Origin of the sequence: Aureimonas sp. SK2, assembly GCF_029813115.1 — a bacterium.
Classification (GTDB): Bacteria; Pseudomonadota; Alphaproteobacteria; order Rhizobiales; family Rhizobiaceae; genus Aureimonas.
In genome coordinates, this window is sequence record NZ_JAPZDS010000012.1 from 70364 (window position 1) to 88722 (window position 18359).

23 protein-coding genes are annotated in these 18359 nt (G+C 69.8%); 8 read left to right on the top strand and 15 right to left on the bottom strand.

Translation table 11 applies throughout. The annotated features are described in order from the left end of the window. Positions 1-70: 70 nt before the first annotated feature. From O5O54_RS15535 to O5O54_RS15545, 3 genes are all read right to left on the bottom strand, one after another. Complete coding sequence (locus O5O54_RS15535) at positions 71-916, bottom strand: SDR family oxidoreductase (RefSeq protein WP_279482735.1); 846 nt, start codon at positions 914-916, stop codon at positions 71-73. 120 nt (positions 917-1036) lie between these two features. After that, the gene (gene mutS, locus O5O54_RS15540) at positions 1037-3691 is read right to left on the bottom strand and encodes a DNA mismatch repair protein MutS (RefSeq protein ID WP_279482799.1); all 2655 of its coding nucleotides are present in this window, start codon (positions 3689-3691) and stop codon (positions 1037-1039) included. A 158-nt stretch (positions 3692-3849) separates the two neighbouring features. Next, the gene (locus O5O54_RS15545; RefSeq protein WP_279482736.1) at positions 3850-4053 is read right to left on the bottom strand and encodes a hypothetical protein; all 204 of its coding nucleotides are present in this window, start codon (positions 4051-4053) and stop codon (positions 3850-3852) included. On the opposite strand from O5O54_RS15545, the gene O5O54_RS15550 reads away from it, so the two are divergent. Next, positions 4052-4303 carry a DUF1236 domain-containing protein gene (locus O5O54_RS15550; RefSeq protein WP_279482737.1) on the top strand — a complete coding sequence of 84 codons (252 nt, stop codon included), beginning with the start codon at positions 4052-4054 and terminating at the stop codon, positions 4301-4303. The genes O5O54_RS15545 and O5O54_RS15550 overlap by 2 nt on opposite strands. A gap of 15 nt (positions 4304-4318) precedes the next feature. Here the strand turns inward: O5O54_RS15550 and O5O54_RS15555 are convergent, their stop codons facing one another. The 4 genes from O5O54_RS15555 to O5O54_RS15570 all read right to left on the bottom strand — a co-directional run bounded on the left by O5O54_RS15555 (position 4319) and on the right by O5O54_RS15570 (position 7841). After that, a complete protein-coding gene (locus O5O54_RS15555) occupies positions 4319-5239 on the bottom strand; it encodes a GNAT family N-acetyltransferase (RefSeq protein ID WP_279482738.1) in 921 nt (306 codons plus the stop codon). Positions 5240-5380: 141 nt separating this feature from the next. Then, positions 5381-5878, bottom strand: a complete 498-nt coding sequence (gene lspA, locus O5O54_RS15560; protein ID WP_279482739.1) for a signal peptidase II — start codon at positions 5876-5878, stop codon at positions 5381-5383. Beyond that, a complete protein-coding gene (locus O5O54_RS15565; RefSeq protein ID WP_279482740.1) occupies positions 5878-6744 on the bottom strand; it encodes an RNA methyltransferase in 867 nt (288 codons plus the stop codon). The genes lspA and O5O54_RS15565 overlap by 1 nt, the downstream gene beginning before the upstream one ends. Next, the gene (locus O5O54_RS15570; protein WP_279482741.1) at positions 6729-7841 is read right to left on the bottom strand and encodes a class I SAM-dependent methyltransferase; all 1113 of its coding nucleotides are present in this window, start codon (positions 7839-7841) and stop codon (positions 6729-6731) included. Before O5O54_RS15570 ends, O5O54_RS15565 begins: the two co-directional genes overlap by 16 nt. 117 nt (positions 7842-7958) lie before the next feature. On the opposite strand from O5O54_RS15570, the gene O5O54_RS15575 reads away from it, so the two are divergent. Beyond that, on the top strand, positions 7959-8423 hold the full coding sequence (locus tag O5O54_RS15575) for a carbon monoxide dehydrogenase subunit G (RefSeq protein ID WP_279482742.1): 465 nt from the start codon (positions 7959-7961) through the stop codon (positions 8421-8423). A 2-nt stretch (positions 8424-8425) separates the two neighbouring features. Here the strand turns inward: O5O54_RS15575 and O5O54_RS15580 are convergent, their stop codons facing one another. The 3 genes from O5O54_RS15580 to sppA form a co-directional block, all read right to left on the bottom strand. Beyond that, the gene (locus O5O54_RS15580; protein ID WP_279482743.1) at positions 8426-8821 is read right to left on the bottom strand and encodes a LapA family protein; all 396 of its coding nucleotides are present in this window, start codon (positions 8819-8821) and stop codon (positions 8426-8428) included. 131 nt (positions 8822-8952) lie between these two features. Next, on the bottom strand, positions 8953-9234 hold the full coding sequence (locus tag O5O54_RS15585; protein ID WP_279482744.1) for an integration host factor subunit beta: 282 nt from the start codon (positions 9232-9234) through the stop codon (positions 8953-8955). Positions 9235-9344: 110 nt separating this feature from the next. Then, positions 9345-10301 (bottom strand): signal peptide peptidase SppA, encoded by a 957-nt coding sequence (sppA, locus tag O5O54_RS15590; protein ID WP_279482745.1) that lies wholly within the window; start codon positions 10299-10301, stop codon positions 9345-9347. Positions 10302-10644: 343 nt separating this feature from the next. On the opposite strand from sppA, the gene lptC reads away from it, so the two are divergent. The 6 genes from lptC (at position 10645) to ptsN (ending at position 15662) form a co-directional block, all read left to right on the top strand. Continuing rightward, positions 10645-11241 (top strand): LPS export ABC transporter periplasmic protein LptC, encoded by a 597-nt coding sequence (gene lptC, locus O5O54_RS15595; RefSeq protein WP_279482746.1) that lies wholly within the window; start codon positions 10645-10647, stop codon positions 11239-11241. Next, positions 11238-11852: an LptA/OstA family protein gene (locus tag O5O54_RS15600; RefSeq protein ID WP_279482747.1), complete on the top strand. Its 615-nt coding sequence runs from the start codon at positions 11238-11240 to the stop codon at positions 11850-11852. The genes lptC and O5O54_RS15600 overlap by 4 nt, the downstream gene beginning before the upstream one ends. Positions 11853-11980: 128 nt before the next feature. Beyond that, entirely contained in the window at positions 11981-12733 is a 753-nt protein-coding gene (lptB, locus tag O5O54_RS15605) for an LPS export ABC transporter ATP-binding protein (protein WP_279482800.1), read from the top strand. A 109-nt stretch (positions 12734-12842) separates the two neighbouring features. Then, entirely contained in the window at positions 12843-14303 is a 1461-nt protein-coding gene (rpoN, locus tag O5O54_RS15610) for an RNA polymerase factor sigma-54 (protein WP_279482748.1), read from the top strand. 174 nt (positions 14304-14477) lie between these two features. Further along, a complete protein-coding gene (gene hpf / locus O5O54_RS15615) occupies positions 14478-15053 on the top strand; it encodes a ribosome hibernation-promoting factor, HPF/YfiA family (protein WP_279482749.1) in 576 nt (191 codons plus the stop codon). Between the two features lie 144 nt (positions 15054-15197). After that, on the top strand, positions 15198-15662 hold the full coding sequence (gene ptsN / locus O5O54_RS15620) for a PTS IIA-like nitrogen regulatory protein PtsN (protein ID WP_279482750.1): 465 nt from the start codon (positions 15198-15200) through the stop codon (positions 15660-15662). 68 nt (positions 15663-15730) lie between these two features. Here the strand turns inward: ptsN and O5O54_RS15625 are convergent, their stop codons facing one another. From O5O54_RS15625 to arfB, 5 genes are all read right to left on the bottom strand, one after another. After that, positions 15731-15988 (bottom strand): DUF1150 family protein, encoded by a 258-nt coding sequence (locus tag O5O54_RS15625; RefSeq protein ID WP_279482751.1) that lies wholly within the window; start codon positions 15986-15988, stop codon positions 15731-15733. Between the two features lie 44 nt (positions 15989-16032). Further along, positions 16033-16491, bottom strand: coding sequence for an Hsp20 family protein (locus O5O54_RS15630; RefSeq protein WP_279482752.1), 459 nt, complete (start codon positions 16489-16491; stop codon positions 16033-16035). 168 nt (positions 16492-16659) lie between these two features. Beyond that, complete coding sequence (gene msrB / locus O5O54_RS15635) at positions 16660-17133, bottom strand: peptide-methionine (R)-S-oxide reductase MsrB (RefSeq protein ID WP_279482753.1); 474 nt, start codon at positions 17131-17133, stop codon at positions 16660-16662. Positions 17134-17219: 86 nt separating this feature from the next. Next, positions 17220-17777 (bottom strand): fasciclin domain-containing protein, encoded by a 558-nt coding sequence (locus O5O54_RS15640; RefSeq protein ID WP_279482754.1) that lies wholly within the window; start codon positions 17775-17777, stop codon positions 17220-17222. A gap of 97 nt (positions 17778-17874) precedes the next feature. Further along, positions 17875-18318, bottom strand: coding sequence for an alternative ribosome rescue aminoacyl-tRNA hydrolase ArfB (gene arfB / locus O5O54_RS15645; protein WP_279482755.1), 444 nt, complete (start codon positions 18316-18318; stop codon positions 17875-17877). Positions 18319-18359 lie beyond the last annotated feature (41 nt).

An 18359-nucleotide genomic window follows, 5' to 3' on the forward strand; every position in this document is an offset into this window, starting at 1 on the left:
GCTCTAGCATGGGCGAGCCGCCCTGACAAAAGGTTGCGCCGGAACGATGCGCCCGGTGCTGCGGGAGGCCTCAGGCTCCGACGATGGTCCCGCCGTTCGGGTGCATCACCTGGCCGGTGAAGTAGGAACCGTCCTCGGAGGCCAGGAACAGGAGCGCGGATGCCACTTCATTGGGCTGGCCGGCGCGCTTCATGGGCACCTGCGAGCCGAAGCTCGCGACCTTCTCCTCGTCCATCGACATGGGGATGAAGGGCGTCCAGATCGGTCCGGGCGCGACGCCGTTCACGCGGATGCCCTTTTCCACGAGGTTGGAGGCCATGGACCGCGTGAAGGCGGTGATGGCGCCCTTGGTGGAGGAATAGTCGATCAGCGTGTCGTTGCCCTTGTACGAATTGACCGACGTGACGTTGACGATGGCCGAGCCGCTCTTCAGGTGGTCGAGCGCGGCCTGCGTCATGAAGAAATAGGCGTAGATGTTGGTCTCGAAGGTCTTGGCGAGCTGCTCCTCGGAGATGTCGCGCACGTCCTCGGCCTCCGCCTGGTGGGCGGCGTTGTTGACGAGGATGTCGAGCTTGCCGAACTCGGCCGCCGCCTTATCGACGGCTTGCTTGCAAAAGCTCTTGGAGCGCACGTCGCCACGGATCAGCAGCGCCCGGCGCCCTTCCTTCTCAATGGCGGCCTTGGTCTCCTCGGCGTCGCGGTCCTCCTCGAGATAGACGATCGCGACGTCGGCGCCCTCGCGCGCGAAGAGGACGGCGGTGGCGCGCCCGATCCCCGAATCCCCGCCGGTGATGATCGCCGCCTTGCCTTGGAGGCGTCCGGAGCCGGGAAAGCGCGGCTCGTAGTCGGGGCGCGGCGTCATCTCGTGCTCGCGGCCGGGCTCCTGGGACTGGTGCTGCGGGGGAAAGTTCGACATGGGCATGGCTCCTTCTTCAGGCCGCGCGGGCGGCCCATCCGGCGAAGGAAGACATGGGCACCGGGGCCGTTCCGCACCCGGCCCCCACCCAAAGCGTGGCCGGCCAAGGATCCGGCGGCCTCAGCCGTTCTTTGCGGCCAGTCCCTTGAGCCGATAGAGCGCCTCCAGCGCCTCGCGCGGGGTCATGGCGTCGGGGTCGAGCGCGACGAGCGCCTCCAGCGCAGGCGAGCCGGCGGGCGGCGGCGGCGCCGCGCGCGCAGCGGCTTGCGAGAAAAGCGGCAGGTCGTCGAGGAAGGCGGTGCGCTTCTCGCCCTGTGCCGACCGCTCCAGCTCGGACAGGATCTGCCGCGCCCGCTCCACCACTGTGGGCGGCAGGCCGGCGAGCCGCGCGACCTGGACGCCGTAGGAGCGGTCGGCGACGCCGGCCGTCACCTCGTGGAGGAAGATCACTTCTCCCTCCCACTCCTTGACGCGTACCGTGGCGTTGGACAGGCGCTTGAGCCGGCCGGCCAGTGCCGTCATCTCGTGGAAATGCGTGGCGAAGAGCGCGCGGGCGCGGTTCACCTCATGAAGGTGCTCAACGGCCGCGAAGGCGATGGACAGGCCGTCATAGGTCGAGGTGCCGCGCCCGATCTCGTCCAGCACCACGAGCGTCCGGTCGGTCGCCTGGTTCAGGATCGCGGCGGTCTCGACCATCTCGACCATGAAGGTCGAGCGCCCCTCGGCGAGGTCGTCGGAGGCGCCGACGCGGCTGAACAGGCGGTCCACCACGCCGATATGGGCCTTGGTCGCCGGCACAAAGGCGCCGATCTGCGCGAGCACGGCGATCAGCGCGTTCTGGCGCAGGAAGGTGGACTTGCCGCCCATGTTGGGGCCGGTGATCAGCCAGATCGCGCCGGCGCCGCCCGCCTTGCCGGACAGGCCCGGCGGCGGCGAAAGGTTGCAGTCGTTGGCGACGAAGCTCTGGCCGCCCGATGCCTTGAGCGCCGCCTCGACCACGGGATGGCGGCCGCATTCCACGAAGAAGGCGAGCGAGCCGTCGACGGTCGGGCGCACCCAGTCGGCGGCGACGGCCAGCTCGGCGAGCCCGGCCGATACGTCGATCACCGCCAGCGCCTCGCCCATCGCCCGCAGCCGGTCGATTTCGGCGAGCACCGCCTCGCGCAGTTCGGCAAAGAGCTGGAGCTCGATCGCCAGAGCCTTGGCGCCGGCTTCCGTGATTCGCGCTTCGAGGTCGGCGAGTTCGGGCGTCGAGAAGCGCATGGCGGAGGCCAGCGTCTGGCGATGGTGGAAAGCGCCGCCGGACAGGAGCGCCGGCCCCTGCGCCTCCGGCACCTCGACGAAGTAGCCGAGCACGTTGTTGTGTTTGACCTTCAGCGAGCGGATGCCGGTCTCGGCGGCGTAGCGCGCTTGGAGTTCGGCCACGACGCGTCGCGAATGGTCCCGCAGGCTCCGCGTCTCGTCCAGTTCGGTATGGGCGCCGGCGCGCACGAAGCCGCCGTCGCGGCGCTGCAGCGGCAGGTCGTCGGCGAGCGTCGCGGCCAGGCGCGCGGCCAGGCTCCCCGGTCGATCCCAAAGCGCTTTGAGCGCATCCGCCAACTCGCCCTTCAGCTCGGCGCCCGACAGCTCGGCCGCGATCCGCCCGGCCCGGCCGAGCCCTTCGCACAGGGCGCCGAGATCGCGCGGCCCGCCCCGGTCGAGCCCGAGGCGCGACAAAGCGCGGTCGATGTCCGGCAAGCCGCGCAGGGCTTCGCGCAAGCGCTTGCGCAGGGCGCCTTCGCCGGCGAGCAGCGCCACGCTGTCCTGGCGCGCCCCGATGGCGGCGGGGTCGGTGAGCGGCAGGGCGAGACGGGCGCCGAGGAGCCTGGCGCCCGCGCCGGTGAGGCAGCGGTCGATCGCGGCGAGAAGCGAGCCCTGGCGCTTGCCCGAGACTGTGCGCGTCAGCTCGAGGCTCGCGCGGGTCGCCGGGTCGATGCGCAGATACGAGCCGGCCTCGACCCGGCGCGGCGGGGAGAGCGGCGGATGGGCTTTCAGCTGCGTGCGCGCGAGATAGGCGAGAAGCGCCGCGCCGGCCGACAGCTCGGCCCGGCCGAACGCCCCGAACCCGTCCAGCGTCGAGACGCCGAAGAAGCGGCAGAGGCGCTCTTCGGCCGTCGCTCCGTCGAACAGCACCGCCGGCTCCAGGCGGAGCCGCCGGCCGAGGCGCATGACGAGCGACGCCAAGGCCTCGTCGCCGACCAGCGTATCGGCCATGACGACTTCCGACGGCTCCATGGCGAGAACGTCGGCGGCGATCTGATCGGCCCCGCTCGGCGCGATGCGGAAGAGGCCGGTGGACAGGTCCGTCCAGGCGATCGCATAGGCGCCCGCCGCGCCGCCGACGCGCGAGACGCACATGAGGTAGTTCGGCCGGCCGGGCTCCAGCAGCGCTTCCTCGGTGATCGTGCCGGGCGTGACGAGGCGCACCACGTCGCGGCGCACCACCGACTTCGAGCCGCGCTTCTTGGCCTCGGCGGGATCCTCGACCTGTTCGCAGACCGCCACGCGGTAGCCGAGGCCGATCAGCTTCTGGAGATAGTCGTCGGCCGAGACGACGGGCACGCCCGCCATCGGGATGTCGGCACCCAGATGCTTGCCGCGCTTCGTCAGCGTGATGCCGAGCGCGGTCGAGGCTTCCACGGCGTCGTCGAAGAACAGCTCGTAGAAATCGCCCATCCGGTAGAACAGGAGGCAGTCGGCATGGGCCGCCTTGATCTCCAGGAACTGCGCCATCATGGGCGTCGGCGCGGCACCGAGGCCGGCATCAGGGGCCTGGGGCGGCTCTCGGTCGGGTCGCAGGATGTCGAGCATCGCCTAGGGATAGCCGCCCGCCCGGCGGCGCGGAAGCGGAGCAAGCCTTGCCGTCCCCAGGATTCGGCCCGGAACAGGCACGTTCATCGCGCATTCAAGGTCCGCATGCCAGACTGACTTTCGATGCGCTTCCATGATTTCGCCGAAGGCGCATGAGACAGGTTGGCGAAATTACGAAATTCGCCCGATTCGCGGCGGGCGTCGCGGACATGGGAACAGGCGGTGACGATGATCGGCAGAATGGCGGGGATCGGATCGAAGTCGGGCGCGGCGCTCGTGGCGCTCATGCTTGCGATAGGCGCAGGCCCTGCGCTTGCGCAGGACCAGAGGGAGCGCGTCAACGTCTACCAGTACGCGATCGACCATCCGCAGGCGGATGCCGAGATGAACGCGGCACCCAGCCTCGGCGCATCGGTGCCGCAGACGGTGGAACTCTCCAAGGTCGAGGGCAACCCGGACTACGCCTATTTCTACTTCGACGGCCGGCCCGTCCTGGTGGACATGCGCACCCGCTCCGTGGTGCGCATCGACCACTGACGCCCGGCCGGGCGCTCAGGCCGCGAAACGGCCTGCGTCGGCGCCGTAATGGCTGACATAGCGCGGATTGATCCGCGACACCGGCAGGACCACGAGGACATCCGTTGTTCCGAACTGGTGGTCCACCACCGCGTCCTCGCCGACATAGCCGCCGATCCGCAGATACCCTTTGAGGAGCGGCGGCAGCGTGCCGAGCGCGCGCTTGGGGTCGGCACAGACGGTGCCGGCCGCCAGGGTGGAGCGCCGGCCCTCCACCGCGCGCACGCGCCATTCGGCGGGCGCCGGCGCGCTGTCGCGCAGGAGCGCCAAGGCGTCGGACAGCTTCGATAGATCGGTGCCGGCGAGCGAGGCGCAGCCGAACAGGACGTCGATCCGATGCTGCAGCACATAGGCCCAGATGCCCTGCCAGAGCAGCTCGACCGTCCGCTTGCCGCGATAGTCCGGCAGGACGCAGGAGCGGCCGAGTTCCAGGAAGCGCATGCCGGGATGACGCGCGACCAGACGGTCGATCTCGAACTCGCCGGCCGTGTAGAAGCCGGGCGAGCGGCCCGCCGCACTCTGGCGCAGCAGGCGATAGGTGCCGACGATCTGGCTCGTTCCCGCACCCGCCTTCGACCGGTCGAAGACCAGGAGATGGTCGCAGAAGCGGTCGAACCCGTCGGCGTCGCGCCGGGTCATCTTCTGGAGCGGCGACGGTTTGGCGCTCATCTCCTCGTAGAAGACGTGGTAGCGCAGCTCCTGCGCCGCGCGGATCTCCGCCTTGGTGCGGGCAAGGCGCACCTCGAGCCCGCCGAGGCGCCCGAGCACCGGCGCGCGCGGGTCGAGCGGCGCGGTCAGGCCTCGCGGGGCGGAGGGGATGAGCGAGAGCATGCGCTTGGCCAGGGGCTCGCCGCTGCGGGCGATGCGCGGGCTCGATGTGACGGCAAATCCCATCATGCGTCTCCTGCGGACGGTCGGAACGGCTCGGCGCCTTCCGATTAGCGGACGGCGGCGACGGTTTCGTGACGAGCGATCCGGCCCCGCTCCCGCCCCGCCGCGATCATCGGCGCCCCTGTTTCCGCCCAATTGGCAGACCGGTCAACCGTCCGCGGGCTCGCGGCCGGCGCCCTGCGGCTTCTTGCGGTTGAGCACGAACTCGTCGAACAGGATCAGGCCCGCGCCGACCGAGATGAAGGCGTCGGCGAGGTTGAAGACGGCAAAGCTCCAGACCGGCGTGTGGAACAGGATATAGTCCACAACATAGCCGAGCCGCACGCGGTCGATCAGGTTGCCGATCGCCCCGCCGACGATGATGGCGAAGCCGAACTGGGTGAGCTTGCGCTCGGCCGGCGTGTTCCACCAGAGCCAGCCGACGAAGGCAAGCACGACGGCCGAAATGGCCGCAAGGCCGAGGCCGTGGAACCCGTCCAGCATCGAGAAGGCGATACCCTCGTTGCGAGCGTGAAACAGGGCAAGAAAAGGCAGGACCTCGATCGCCTCGCCGAGCCCCATGGTGGAGACGACGATGCGCTTGATCGCCTGGTCGAGGGCGACCGCCAGCGCGACGATCGACAGGGCCGAAAGAAGCCGCGCCATCAGAGGGACAGGCTCCCGCGCCGCGCCTCGAAGATCATGAGGCCCGTGGCGACCGCCAGATTCAGGCTGTCGGCCCGGCCGACCTGGGGAATACGCACGAGGCTGTCGCAGGCCTTCGCCAGAGCGTCGGTCAGGCCCGCCTGCTCGTTGCCCATCAGGAGCAGCGTCGGCTTGCCGCCGTAGGACGGCTTTCGGAAATCGGTCTGCCCAGCCATGTGGGTGCCGACCACGAGGCCCTGGAAGCCCTTGCGGAAGGCGAGGAAGCCCGCCTCGTCGACGCGAGCGATCGGCATGGCGAAGATCGAGCCCATGGTGGCGCGCACAGCCTCCAGCGAGAAGGGATCGACGCTCTCGCCGACGAGCACAACGCCCTTGGCGCCGGCGGCATCGGCCGTGCGCAGGATGGTGCCGAGATTGCCGGGATCGCGAACCCGGTCGAGCACGACGAGCAGCCCGTCGCGACCGAGGTCGATCCGGTCGAGGCGCGCCACCTTCTGGCGGAAGACGCCGATCGCGCTCTGCGGATTGTCGCGGCGCGAGATGGCGGCCAGCACCTTGTCGCTGGCCTCCAGCACGTCGGCGCCTGCCGCCACCGTGCGTGCGGCGGTCTTGGCGAGGAGGTCGGAATGGAGCTGCGACTTCGCGGCGACCAGCGTGTCGATGGTCCAGCCGGCGTCCAGCGCGTCGATCACGAGCTTCAGCCCTTCCGCCAAGAACAGGCCGGTCTCCTCGCGATGCTTCTTCAGCGCGAGGTTGCGGATGTCCTTGACGATCGGGTTGGAGACGCTCGTCACCTCCTTCACCCGGCCGGGAGCGGCGGTCGCGGGGCGGCGCGGGGCTTCGCGTTCGGTCAAGCGGACACCCATCTGGAAAAGAGCGAAGTGGAGAGGTGCCGGGCGTCCTTGCCCTCCTCCCGGATGACGAGCTCGCCCGATTCCACGCGCCCCCCGAGGCCGCGCATCGCCTCGCCCATCAGGGCCGAGAGCGAATAGAAGGACGAGCGGATGGAATAGGCGGTGAGAACCAGCGCCAGCGGGCGGTCCGACAGGAGCCGGCGCATCAGGACGAGGAGATGCGGGAGGTCCTCGAAGAGCTGCCAGACCTCGCCCTTCGGCCCGCGGCCGAACTTCGGCGGGTCGAGAAGGATGATGTCGTAGGAGGAGCCGCGCCGCGCCTCGCGCTCGGCATAGCGCACCGCGTCCTCGCAGATCCAGCGGACGGGCCTGTCGGAAAGGCCGGCCAGCTCGGCATTCTCGCGCGCCCAGCCGATGGCGCGCTTGGAAGCGTCGACATGGGTCACCTCGGCGCCGGCGCGGGCGGCCAGAAGCGAGGCGAGGCCGGTATAGCCGAAGAGGTTGAGGACCCGGACGGGCCGGCCGGAGCGCGCCCGCTCGCGTTCGATCGTCTCGGTCATGAAGCGCCAGTGGACGGTCTGCTCGGGAAACACGCCGACATGGCGGAACGAGGTGAAGCGACCGAGATAGGCGAGGCCGTCCTCCCGCATCGGCCAGGTCTCGCCGAGCGGCTCGGCGGGGAAGCGCCAGCGGCCGGTGCCCTCCTCGTCCGTGTCGCCGGTGAAGATCGCGTCCGCGCCGTCCCAGCGGCCGGGCGCCAGGCGCCGGGGCCAGATGGCCTGGTTCTCGGGCCGCCGGATCACGAGCGGTCCGTAGCGCTCCAGCTTCTCCCCATCGCCCGAATCGACCAACGCGTAGTCGGTGCCGGGCTCCACCTCCAGGATCACCGGCGTGGAGAAGGCGGGCCGCGCCCCTTGCGGCCATTCCACCGGCGGGCGGTCGCGACGGTTCTCGCGCGCGATCTCCTCGACGCTCTCGCGGCGGGCGGGCGGCGGCTCGGAGGCCGGCGCGCCGTGCCGCGCCTTGCCGGCCGGCGCCTTCCCGGGAGGCGTGCTCGAACGCTCGCGCCGGTCCGGCTGGGGCCTGCCCTTGGATCTGTCGTTCCTCATGCGGCGGTCCATAGCGTATCGCGGGGGCGGACCGCAAACGGCACCCGCTTGGCAAAGCGCGCCGCCCGGCCCATTCTCCGCAAGGGCCGGCCCGAGAGCCGGCGGGGAGGACGAACCATGGATCTGAAGGGCGAATACCGCCTGCCCGCGCCGCGCGAGACGGTCTGGGCGATGCTCAACGACCCGGCGGTGCTGCGCGACTGCATTCCGGGCTGCGAATCCCTGGAGATGACGGGCGAGAACGAGATGGCGGCGACGGTGGTCGCCAAGATCGGCCCGGTCAAGGCGACCTTCACCGGCCAGGTCCGGCTGGAGAACATCGTCGCGCCGGAAAGCTATTCGATCGTCGGCGAGGGCAAGGGCGGCATCGCGGGCTTCGCGTCCGGCGGCGCCGACGTCCACCTGGCGGACGAGGGCTCGGAAACCGTGCTGACCTACACGGTGGACGCCAAGGTCGGCGGCAAGATCGCCCAGCTCGGCGGCCGGCTGGTGGATTCGTCGGCCAAGAAGCTCGCGGGCCAGTTCTTCGACAATCTCGCGGCGCGGGTCGGTGGAGCCCAGCCTGCCGCCGAGGAGGCCTGAATTCAGGCCGCGGCGGGGCCGGCCAGGGCGGGCCGCGTCTCGCCGGGCGCCGCGATCGCCGGGCCGGCGGCAACGCGCGACTGTTCCTCGCGCAGGCGGCGCATGCGCTCCTTCGAGACCTCCACCTCGTGGCGCAGGTTCTCCAGTTCGTCGGCCCGGCGCGAGGCCTTGGCGCGGTAGTGGCGCTGCGTGACCCAGGTGCCGAAGCCGCCGAGAATCAGGCCGGCGATCACGGCCCCGATCAGGAGCACGAAGAGCGGCACTTCGTAGACGAACTGCGGCAGAGTGCCGATCGGGTCGAGCGAGACCGGCACCGGCGCGCGGTTCGCGACGCAGAAGACCACGAGCAGGATCGCCAGCGGCCCGAGCACGAGGATGGAAAGGATCTTCGAGATCATGGTCTGTCCGTCTGAAGAGGCGCGAGGAGCTGGAGGCCACCCGGCCGGACGCCTCTGCGCGAGGCATCGGAACTAGGTATGGAGGGCGCGGCGCTCGTCAATCGGGCGCGCGATGGTCCGGGCGCGGATGCTCAGGCGTCGTTAAGGCGCTCGCGCAGTTCCTTGCCGGTCTTGAAGAAGGGAACCCACTTCTCCTCCACCTCGACCGACTCGCCGGTGCGCGGGTTGCGGCCGGCGCGCGGCGGGCGGTTCTTGACCGAAAAGGCGCCGAAGCCGCGCAGCTCGACCCGGTTGCCGTCGCACAGCGCCTGCGTGATCTCGTCGAAGATGGCGTTGACGATGGTTTCCACGTCCCGCTGGTAGAGATGCGGATTGCGGCCGGCGATGATCTGCACGAGCTCGGACTTGATCACGATATGGTTCCCCGAAGCGCAACCCCGAGGCGCCCTCGTGCGCACCACCCGCGACGCGCGACAAAAACGCCTTCAATTTCAACCAGATGAACGGGTCTTGGTGCCTGTTCTCAGCGGCCGGGAGGCTGCCAGAGCGACACCATCCCGTCAAGGTGACCGGCGGCCCCCGCCGCGGCCTGCCCGAGCGCGCCGGCCAGGGGGTCGAAGCCGAGAAGGCCGGTCGCCAGCGCATGGGCGGCGCTTCCGAGCCCCCAGCGCCCCTCGCGCTTGGGCTCGCGCTCCACGATCTCCAGGCCCTTGGGAACGCCGCGCTCCTCCTCGAACCAGCGCCGCACCTCGGCTTCGCCGCCGAGCGCATCGACCAGACGGTTCTGGAGCCCCTGCTCGCCCGAGAACACCGAGCCGTCGGCGAGCGCATCCGTCTCGGCCGGCGTGAAGCCGCGCCGCTCGGACACCAGGCGCTTGAACCAGTCGTAGGAGCTGTTGACGAGACGGCCGATCATCTCGCGCGCCTCGGGCGGCGCCGGGTCGAAAGGTGAAGGCTCGGCCTTCAAGGGCGAGGACTTCACCGCCGCGACGTCGACGCCGATGCGCCCGAGCAGCACGGAAGCGTCCACATATTGGAAAAGGACGCCGATCGAGCCGACGATGGAGGAATTGTGGGCCACCACGCGGTCGGTCGCCATGGCGACCATGTAGCCGGCGGATGCGGCGAGCTGGCCGACCTCCGCCGCCACCGGCTTGGCCTCGGCAAGCCGCCGGACGGCGTGGAACAGCGTCTCGCCGCCGACCGTGGTGCCGCCCGGCGAGTTCACCCGGACGATCACGGCCCGGACGCTGTCGTCCTCGCGCAACTCGTCCAGGAGATCGAGCATCTTGCGATCCTCGGTGATGAGCCCGGTGACCTCGACCCGCGCGATCGTCGGCCCCAGCCCGGCGTCCGGCCGCCAGCCCGAAGCGAGTGCGGCCAGCACCGCGGCGAGCGCCAGGACGAGGAACGCCACCACACGCCAGAAGGACAGTTTGCGGCGCAGCCGCCGACGGTCGATGATGCCTTGCGCGTCCATGCCAGCCCGCCTGCCCCCGTGAATTGCCCCGAGCGATAGACCGGCCGGACCGGCTTGCCAAGCGGGCGCGGCGCGCGGTCGGATCTTGCGCCGACGAGGCCCTCGCGCGCCGTGGTTTTACCATGTAAAAACCCTATATCCCGCATAGGGAGGAACGGACGGGACGCCCCTTCGCGGCGCCGCCCCGACTTCCCTTGCGAATCGTTCCGGAGCCCCTTTCATTCTCGACGCACCCAACAGGCAGGGCACGCAGGCACCCACCACGCGCGACGACCTGGCCCTCGGCAACGCCGCCGAGCGGCCCGCGAATGCTTTCGCGCGCGCGCAGCGCCACTCGCGACGCGTGCGCTGGCTCAAGATCGGCCTGCCGCTCGTGGCCAGCGCCATCGTGCTGGCCGGCGTCGTCGCCACTTGGCTCGCGCGCAGCCTGCCCGCCGACATCGCCTTCGCCTCCACCTCCATCGAGGACGGGCGCCTCGTGATGAACGACCCGCGCATGTCGGGCGTCGACGGCAACGACCGCCCCTTCTCCATGGTGGCGAGCCGCGCCATCCAGGCGCTCGGCGGCTCCAGCATCGACCTCGAGGGCGTGCGCGCCAACCTGACGGTGGACGAAGGCACCACGGCCGAGCTCACCGCCGCCAAGGGCCGCTTCGACACGCGCACCAACGTCCTGCGCCTCTACGACCAGATTGCCGTGGAGACGACCAGCGGCATCCGCATCCGCATGCAGAGCGCCGACGTCGCGCTGGAAGGCGGCACGCTGACCGGCACCGGACCTGTCGAGATCGCCACCAGCGACCAGCGGCTGGAAGCGGGCAACGTCTCCATCTCGAACGGCGGCAAGACGCTGTCCTTCGGCAACCGCGTCAAGCTGACCCTTCTTCCGCAGTCCCTTTCCAACGGGGGCGACGCCCCCACGAGCGAGCCCGGACAATGACCCCCACCCACAAACTGCCCGTCCTCGCAGCCGTTCTCGGCGCCCTGTGCCTCGCGGGACCGGCCGCCGCGCAGGAACAGTCGCAAGGCTTCGGCAACTCCTTCGGCGGCCTCCAGGTGCAGGGCGACCAGCCCGTCGCCATCGAATCGAACCAGCTCGACGTCGACGACGGCCAGTCGCTCGCGACCTTCTCCGGCGACGTCAGCGTGCGGCAGGGCCAGACCTCGATGAACGCCGAGAAGCTCCTGGTCTACTACGTGCGCAACGGCGAAGGCGGCGCCCAGCCGGCGGCGCAGCGCTCCAACATGCCGGGCGGCTCGGGCGACATCAGCCGCCTGGAGGCGACCGGCAAGGTGACGATCCGCTCGGCCGACCAGGTGGCCACCGCCAACAAGGCGGAGTTCGACATGAAGACGCAAGTCGCGCTCCTGACCGGCGACGTGGTGCTCAGCCAGGGCAAGAACGTCGCGACGGGCTGCGTGCTGCGCATCCAGATGGACACGGGCGTCGCGCGCCTCCAGAGCAACAACTGCAACGGCGCCTCGGGCGGCGGCGGCCGGGTGCGCATGCTCCTGTCGCCGGGCGCCGGCGGCGCGCCGGGCACCAACTAAGCTCCCCTTCCCGCTCCCGTTCCCAGGCGGGCCGGCCTCGCGCCGGCCGCCCCGACACCGGACGACACGTGGCCGCACAGTTCGAGACCCTCCCTTCCCCGCTCCCCGGCGATCCGCGCGAGGCGGCGATGCCCGGCGAAACCCGCGCGCACCCGTCCAGCGGCACGCTGGTCGCGCGCGGCATCACCAAGACCTATCGCGGCCGCCGGGTGGTGGACAGCGTGGACGTCGCCGTGCGGCGTGGCGAGGCGGTCGGCCTGCTCGGCCCCAACGGCGCCGGCAAGACCACCTGCTTCTACATGATCACCGGCCTCGTGCCGGTGGACGGCGGGCGCATCGAACTCGACGGACACGACATCACCGGCGTGCCGATGTACCGGCGCGCCCGGCTCGGCATCGGCTATCTGCCGCAGGAGGCCTCGATCTTCCGCGGCCTGTCGGTGGAAGACAACATCCGCGCCGTGCTCGAGATGGTGGAGCCGAACAAGGCCGAGCGCGAGCGCCAGCTCACGGCGCTTCTCGAGGAGTTCCACATCGGGCACCTGCGCAAGCAGCCCTCCACCGCCCTGTCGGGCGGCGAGCGGCGGCGCTGCGAGATCGCCCGCGCTCTGGCCTCGCGCCCGACTTTCATGCTCCTGGACGAGCCCTTCGCGGGCGTCGACCCGATCGCGGTCGCCGACATCCAGGAGCTCGTGCGCCATCTCACCCGGCGCGGCATCGGCGTGCTGATCACCGACCACAACGTGCGCGAGACGCTGGGGCTCATCGACCGGGCCTACATCATGCATGCCGGCGCGGTGCTGACCCACGGCACGCCGCAGGATATCGTGGACAATGCGGACGTGCGCCGGATCTATCTCGGCGAGCAGTTCACCTATTGACGGTTTCGCGCGCCGCGCTAGCGCGTTTTTCTTGACAAGCAAGATGCGGACCAGTTTCCTTCCGGTGCTTGCCCCAGGCTGACGGGGCGCTGCCGGAGGGAGGATCGCCGTGAACTTGTCGATAAACCTCCAAGTGCGTCAGAGCCAGTCGCTCACCATGACGCCCCAGCTCCTGCAGTCGATCCGGCTCCTGCAGTTCCACCATGTCGAGCTTCTCGCCTTTCTCCAGGGCGAAGCGGACGGCAACCCGCTACTGGAACTCGTCCCGCCCGCCGAGCCGGCCGCTCCCGCCCCGGCGGAGGCCCCGTCCGCCGCGCCCGTCGGCGACCCCGCGCCGCTGTCGGGCTGGCAGGACGACGGGGCGGCGTTCTCCGACGGCACCGGCCCCGAGGGCGAACGGCACCCCGACGCTGCCGACCGACTCCTTGATCTCCCCCGCGCCGCCTCAGCGGGGCCGGCTCCGGACGGCGCCTCTTGGGAGGAGCGGCTCGGCGAGGACCTGCCATCGCTCCACGCCCACGCCCTGTCGGAAATCGCCGAGGTCTTCGCTCGCGCCGACGAACGGCGCCTGGCGGAGGTCTGGCTCGCCGATCTCGACGCGTCGGGCTTCCTGTTTCCCGACCTCGACCTGCCGGACGAGGTCCTGCCGCTCCTGCGGCGCCTTCAGGACGAGGCGGAGCCGGCGGGCCTCTTCGCGCGCTCGCTGGAGGAGTGCCTCTCGATCCAGCTCCGTCGGCGCGACCGGCTGGATCCGGTGATGGCCTGCGTCCTCGCCAACCTGCCGCTTCTGGCCCGCCGCGACTTCGCCGCCCTGTCACGCCTGACGGGCGAAAGCGAGGGAGACCTCCTGGAGATTCTCGCCGAGATCCGCTCGCTCGATCCGCGCCCGGGCTCGGCCTTCTCGCTTGCCCCGCCGGCGGCCGTGGTGCCCGATGCGGTGGTGACGCAAGACAAGGGCGCGCCGGGGGGCTGGACGGTCGCGCTGAACCCCGACGCCTTTCCCCGGCTGCGCATCCGCGCCGAAAGCGGCCTGGCCTCGGCGCGCGGCGGCGAGGAGCGCGCCTTCCTCGCCCAGTGCCGGCAGTCGGCCGGCTGGCTTCAGCGCTCGCTGGAAGGGCGAGCCCGGACCATCCTGAAGGTCGCCGATGAAATCGTGCGCCGCCAGGGCGCGTTCCTTCGGCATGGCGGCGGTCACCTCAAGCCCATGACGCTGATGGACGTCGCCGAGGCCGTGGGCATGCACGAATCCACGATCAGCCGCGTGACGGCCGGCAAGTATCTCGCCACGCCCCGCGGCACGATGGAGATGAAGGCGTTCTTTTCCGGCGCCATCGCGGCCAGCGACGGGGGCGAGGCGCACTCGGCCGAGAGCGTCAAGTTGCGCATCCGCACGCTGGTCGCGGCCGAAGCCGCAGGGGGCGTCCTGTCGGACGACGACATCGCGGCCCGGCTCGGCGGCGAGGGCATCGAGCTCGCCCGCCGCACGGTCGCCAAGTACCGCGAGGCGCTCGGAATCCCCTCCTCCGTACAACGCCGGCGCGAGATGAAGGCCCGGCGCCTCGCCGGCTAGGAGCCGCCTCCTCACGGCCATCGCATTTTCGGTAGTCGGGCCTTGGCCGCGCCGCCAAATTGGGATCGAATGATTCCCCCGGCGGGCCGGAACGAAATGGTCGTGGAGAGTCTTGGAGAAGACGGCGACCGACCATTCGAGGGCCAGTCGCCGGACGAATGGAAGGAGACCAGAATGGGACTTCGTGTATCGGGCCGACACATGGACGTGGGCGAAGCCTTTCGCTCGCGCATCGAGGATCGGCTGAACGACTTGGTCGCCAAGTACTTCGACGGGAATTATTCCGGCGCCGTCGTCATGTCCAAGGAGGGCGCGCGCACCTGCGCCGACATCACCCTCCATCTGGACAGCGGCGTCTACTTCCAGGCCACCGCCGATACCCACGACCCTGAATCCAGCTTCCTGGAGGCCTCGGAGAAGATCGAGAAGCGCCTGCGACGCTACAAGCGGCGCCTGAAGGACCACAAGGCGAGCGCCGCGGGTTCGCGCGAGATCGCCTATACCGTCATTTCGGCCGTGCCCGACGAGACGGACGAGGTGCCCGAGGACTTCGCCCCGGCCGTGATCGCGGAGACATCGCTGGTCATGGGCACGATGAGCGTCGCCAACGCCGTCATGGAACTCGACCGCCGGGACGGCCCCGTCGTCGTCTTCAAGAACGGCGCCACGGAGGAGGTCAACATCGTCTACCGCCGCCCGGACGGGAACGTCGGCTGGATCGACCCCTCGACATTGCGGGCCAGGGTCTGATACCCGCCGCACGGGTAACCGGCCGGAGCTCCGCTCCGGCCGCTGTCCGTCGGCGCGCGTCCGGGAAGGGCCGCGCAAGGTCTATCCGGCACGCTCCGCCTCCGATGGGCGGCGCGAACCGGGCGAGCGGAAGGCATTGACGACGTGGAGCTGTCCGATCTGATCCGGGAGGAGGCGATCCTTCCCTCTCTCAAAGCCCACTCCAAGAAGCAGGTCCTGCAGGAACTCTCGGAACGGGCTGCGGCCCTTTGCGGCCTGGAGGCGCGGGACATCTTCGAGACCGTGGTGGCGCGCGAGAAGCTCGGCTCCACCGGGATCGGACACGGCATCGCCATTCCCCATGGCAAGCTGGCGGGCGTCGGGCGCATCCAGGGCGTCTTCGCGCGCCTCGCCAAGCCGATCGACTTCGAATCGCTCGACGACCAGCCGGTGGACCTCGTCTTCCTGCTGATCGCGCCGGAAGGGTCGGGCGCCGACCATCTCAAGGCGCTGTCCAAGATCGCGCGCCTGCTGCGCGATCCGCGCACGGTGGACGAGTTGCGCGCCTCGCGCGACGCGAGTTCTCTCCATCATTTGATGACGCGCCAGGCGCCGCCCCACGCGGCCTGATCCCCATACGAAAAGACCGGCGCGGGGCAGGCCCGGCCGGTCTCGACGGTCTCGCGATCGTGGACGGTTCAGTGGATGCTGACCGTCATCAGTTCGTTCTCGGTGGCGCTCGCCAGGATCGACCCGCGATCGTCGGACACGGCCAGCGGCGTGCCGTCGGCCGAGAACAAGGCCCAGAGCTTGAGGCCCGGGCGAATCGACTGGGCGGAGGGGAAACGGGCGCGGATGTCGTCGGACGACATGCGGCGGAGATAGGCCAGGTGGCCCTCGCCGATGGAGGCGAGGTCGGACTGGGAAACCGGGGCGATGGAATTCGTTCGGGTCATGTTGCGTCTCCTGAAGAGGCAAACGGGAGATCGGGTCCGAGGTTTCAATCCTCGACGACGATCTCGATCTTTTTCACCACGCGTTCGGGCTCGGGCTTGACGAGATCGATCATCAGAAGACCGTTCTTCAGCTGGGCTCCCAGGATCCGCATGCCGTCGGCGAAGAGAAAGCTCTTCTGGAACTGGCGCGCGGCGATGCCCCGGTGCAGGAAATCCCTCTCCTCCCGGTCGCTCTGCGAGCCCCGGATGGTGAGCTGATTGTCTTCCGTCGTGATCTCGAGATCGTCCGGCTGGAAGCCGGCCACCGCAAGCGTGATGCGAATGGCGGGTTCGCCCCCCAGCTTGCCGTCCCCTGCGGCGCCTTGGCGCTCACTGGGGGCGCGGATGCGCTCGATGTTGAACGGGGGATAGCCGTCGCTGGCCTTCCCCATCCGCTCGAGCATCCGCTCCACCCCGTCGAAACCGAGGAGCAGCGGACTGGAAAACGGCGTCATCCTGTTCATGTCACGGCAAGCCCTTGTCTCAAGCGACTTGTCGGTCGGGGCCCTCGTGCGGCACCCCGCTCGACCTGTCCGAGATATGGCGACCCGAAGGGCTCCGTTCAATGCATGCCGACCCTTCGCGGCCCCGACACCATTCAGCGCCCCAAAGATTGACGAAACCTTGCCGCCTCAGGTCACCGGACCCGGCTTGAACTGCAGCGCCACGCCGTTGATGCAGTGGCGCTTTCCGGTGGGCGGCGGGCCGTCGTCGAAGACGTGGCCGAGATGGCCGCCGCAGTTGGCGCAGTGTACCTCCGTGCGGGGATAGACCAGGAGATAGTCCGTCCGGTTGCCGATCGCGCCGGCGACCGGCGCCCAGAAGCTCGGCCATCCGGTGCCGGAATCGAACTTGGTCGCCGAGGAATAGAGCGTGTTGTCGCAGCCGGCGCAGTGGAACAGGCCGCTCGTCTTCACCGCGTTGAGCGGGCTCGAATAGGGCCGCTCCGTCGCCTCCTGGCGCAGCACGGCGTACTGATCCGACGACAGGCGCTTGCGCCAGTCCTCGTCGCTCAAGGTGAAGGGAAAGCTCTCGGCCCGCGCGATGCCCGCCGACAACGCGAGGCCGGACGCCGCGAGCCCGAAAAGGAACTGTCTGCGCTGCATGGAGGACGCTCCCGAATGCGATGAAAACGACAAAGGCGGCCTCGCCCCATATGGACGCGAGGCCGCCCGAAATCCATGGGATGCGATCAGGGCATCAGCACGGTGTCGATGACGTGCACGACGCCGTTCTTCTGCATCACGTCCGCTTGGGTCACGGTCGCCACATGGCCCTTGGCGTCGGTGACCGTCAGCTTCTTGCCCTTCATGGCGAGCGTCAGGGTCTCGCCCTCGACGGTCTTCACCACGTGCTTGCCGCCGTCGTCCTTGATCATCTTCATGGCGGCGGCCGACGTCGCCTCGGCCGGCACCACGTGATAGGTGAGGATTTTGGTCAGCATCGCCTTGTTCTCGGGCTTGACCAGCGTCTCCACGGTGCCGGCCGGCAGCTTGGCGAAGGCCGCGTCGGTCGGGGCGAAGACCGTGAAGGGACCCTTGCCGTCCAGCGTCTTCACGAGGCCGGCCGCCTTCACGGCCGCCACCAGGGTCTTCAGATTGCCGGCGTTCGGCGCGTTCTCGGCGATCGTCTTGGAGGCGTACATCGGCGCGCCCCCGACCTCGACCACCTTGTCCTTGGCCATCGCGAGGCCGGCCGAGCCGACGAGAAGCGAGGCGACGACGGCACTGCGAGCGAGCTTGGAGATCATGGGTCCGTTTCCCCTGTTGGTTGCCCCGGCTGGCGGGGTCGACAGGAGCTACGAGGCCGGATGCGGCGACGGATGCAGCTCGGGTCAGAATTTTTTTTCAATCGTCCACGCGCCCGCGCATCCGCTTCACGGTCGAGCGGCCCTTCTTGGCCTCCAGCCGCCGCTCCACCGAGCCCCGCGTCGGCTTCGTCTTCTTGCGGGGCGGCGGGGGCGGCACGAGGGCCTCGCGCACGAGCGCGACGAGCCGCTCGCGCGCGTCCTCGCGGTTGCGCTCCTGCGTGCGGAAGCGGGACGCCTCAATCAGGATCTGTCCCGCCTTGGTCGCCCGCTGGCCGGCCAGACGCATGAGCCGCGCCTTGACCTCGTCGGACAGGACGCTCGACCCTGCCGCCTCGAAGCGCAGTTGCACCGCGGTCGCGACCTTGTTGACGTTCTGGCCGCCGGGTCCGGCTGCGCGGATGAAGCTCTCGGACAGTTCGTCGTCGGGAATCGTGATGCGGGCCGTGACGGGGAGACCCTTGGCTCTGTCCGGCTCCGGCATGATTCGATCTCCTCGGGAACTCGCGCGGCAACGCGCCTGCC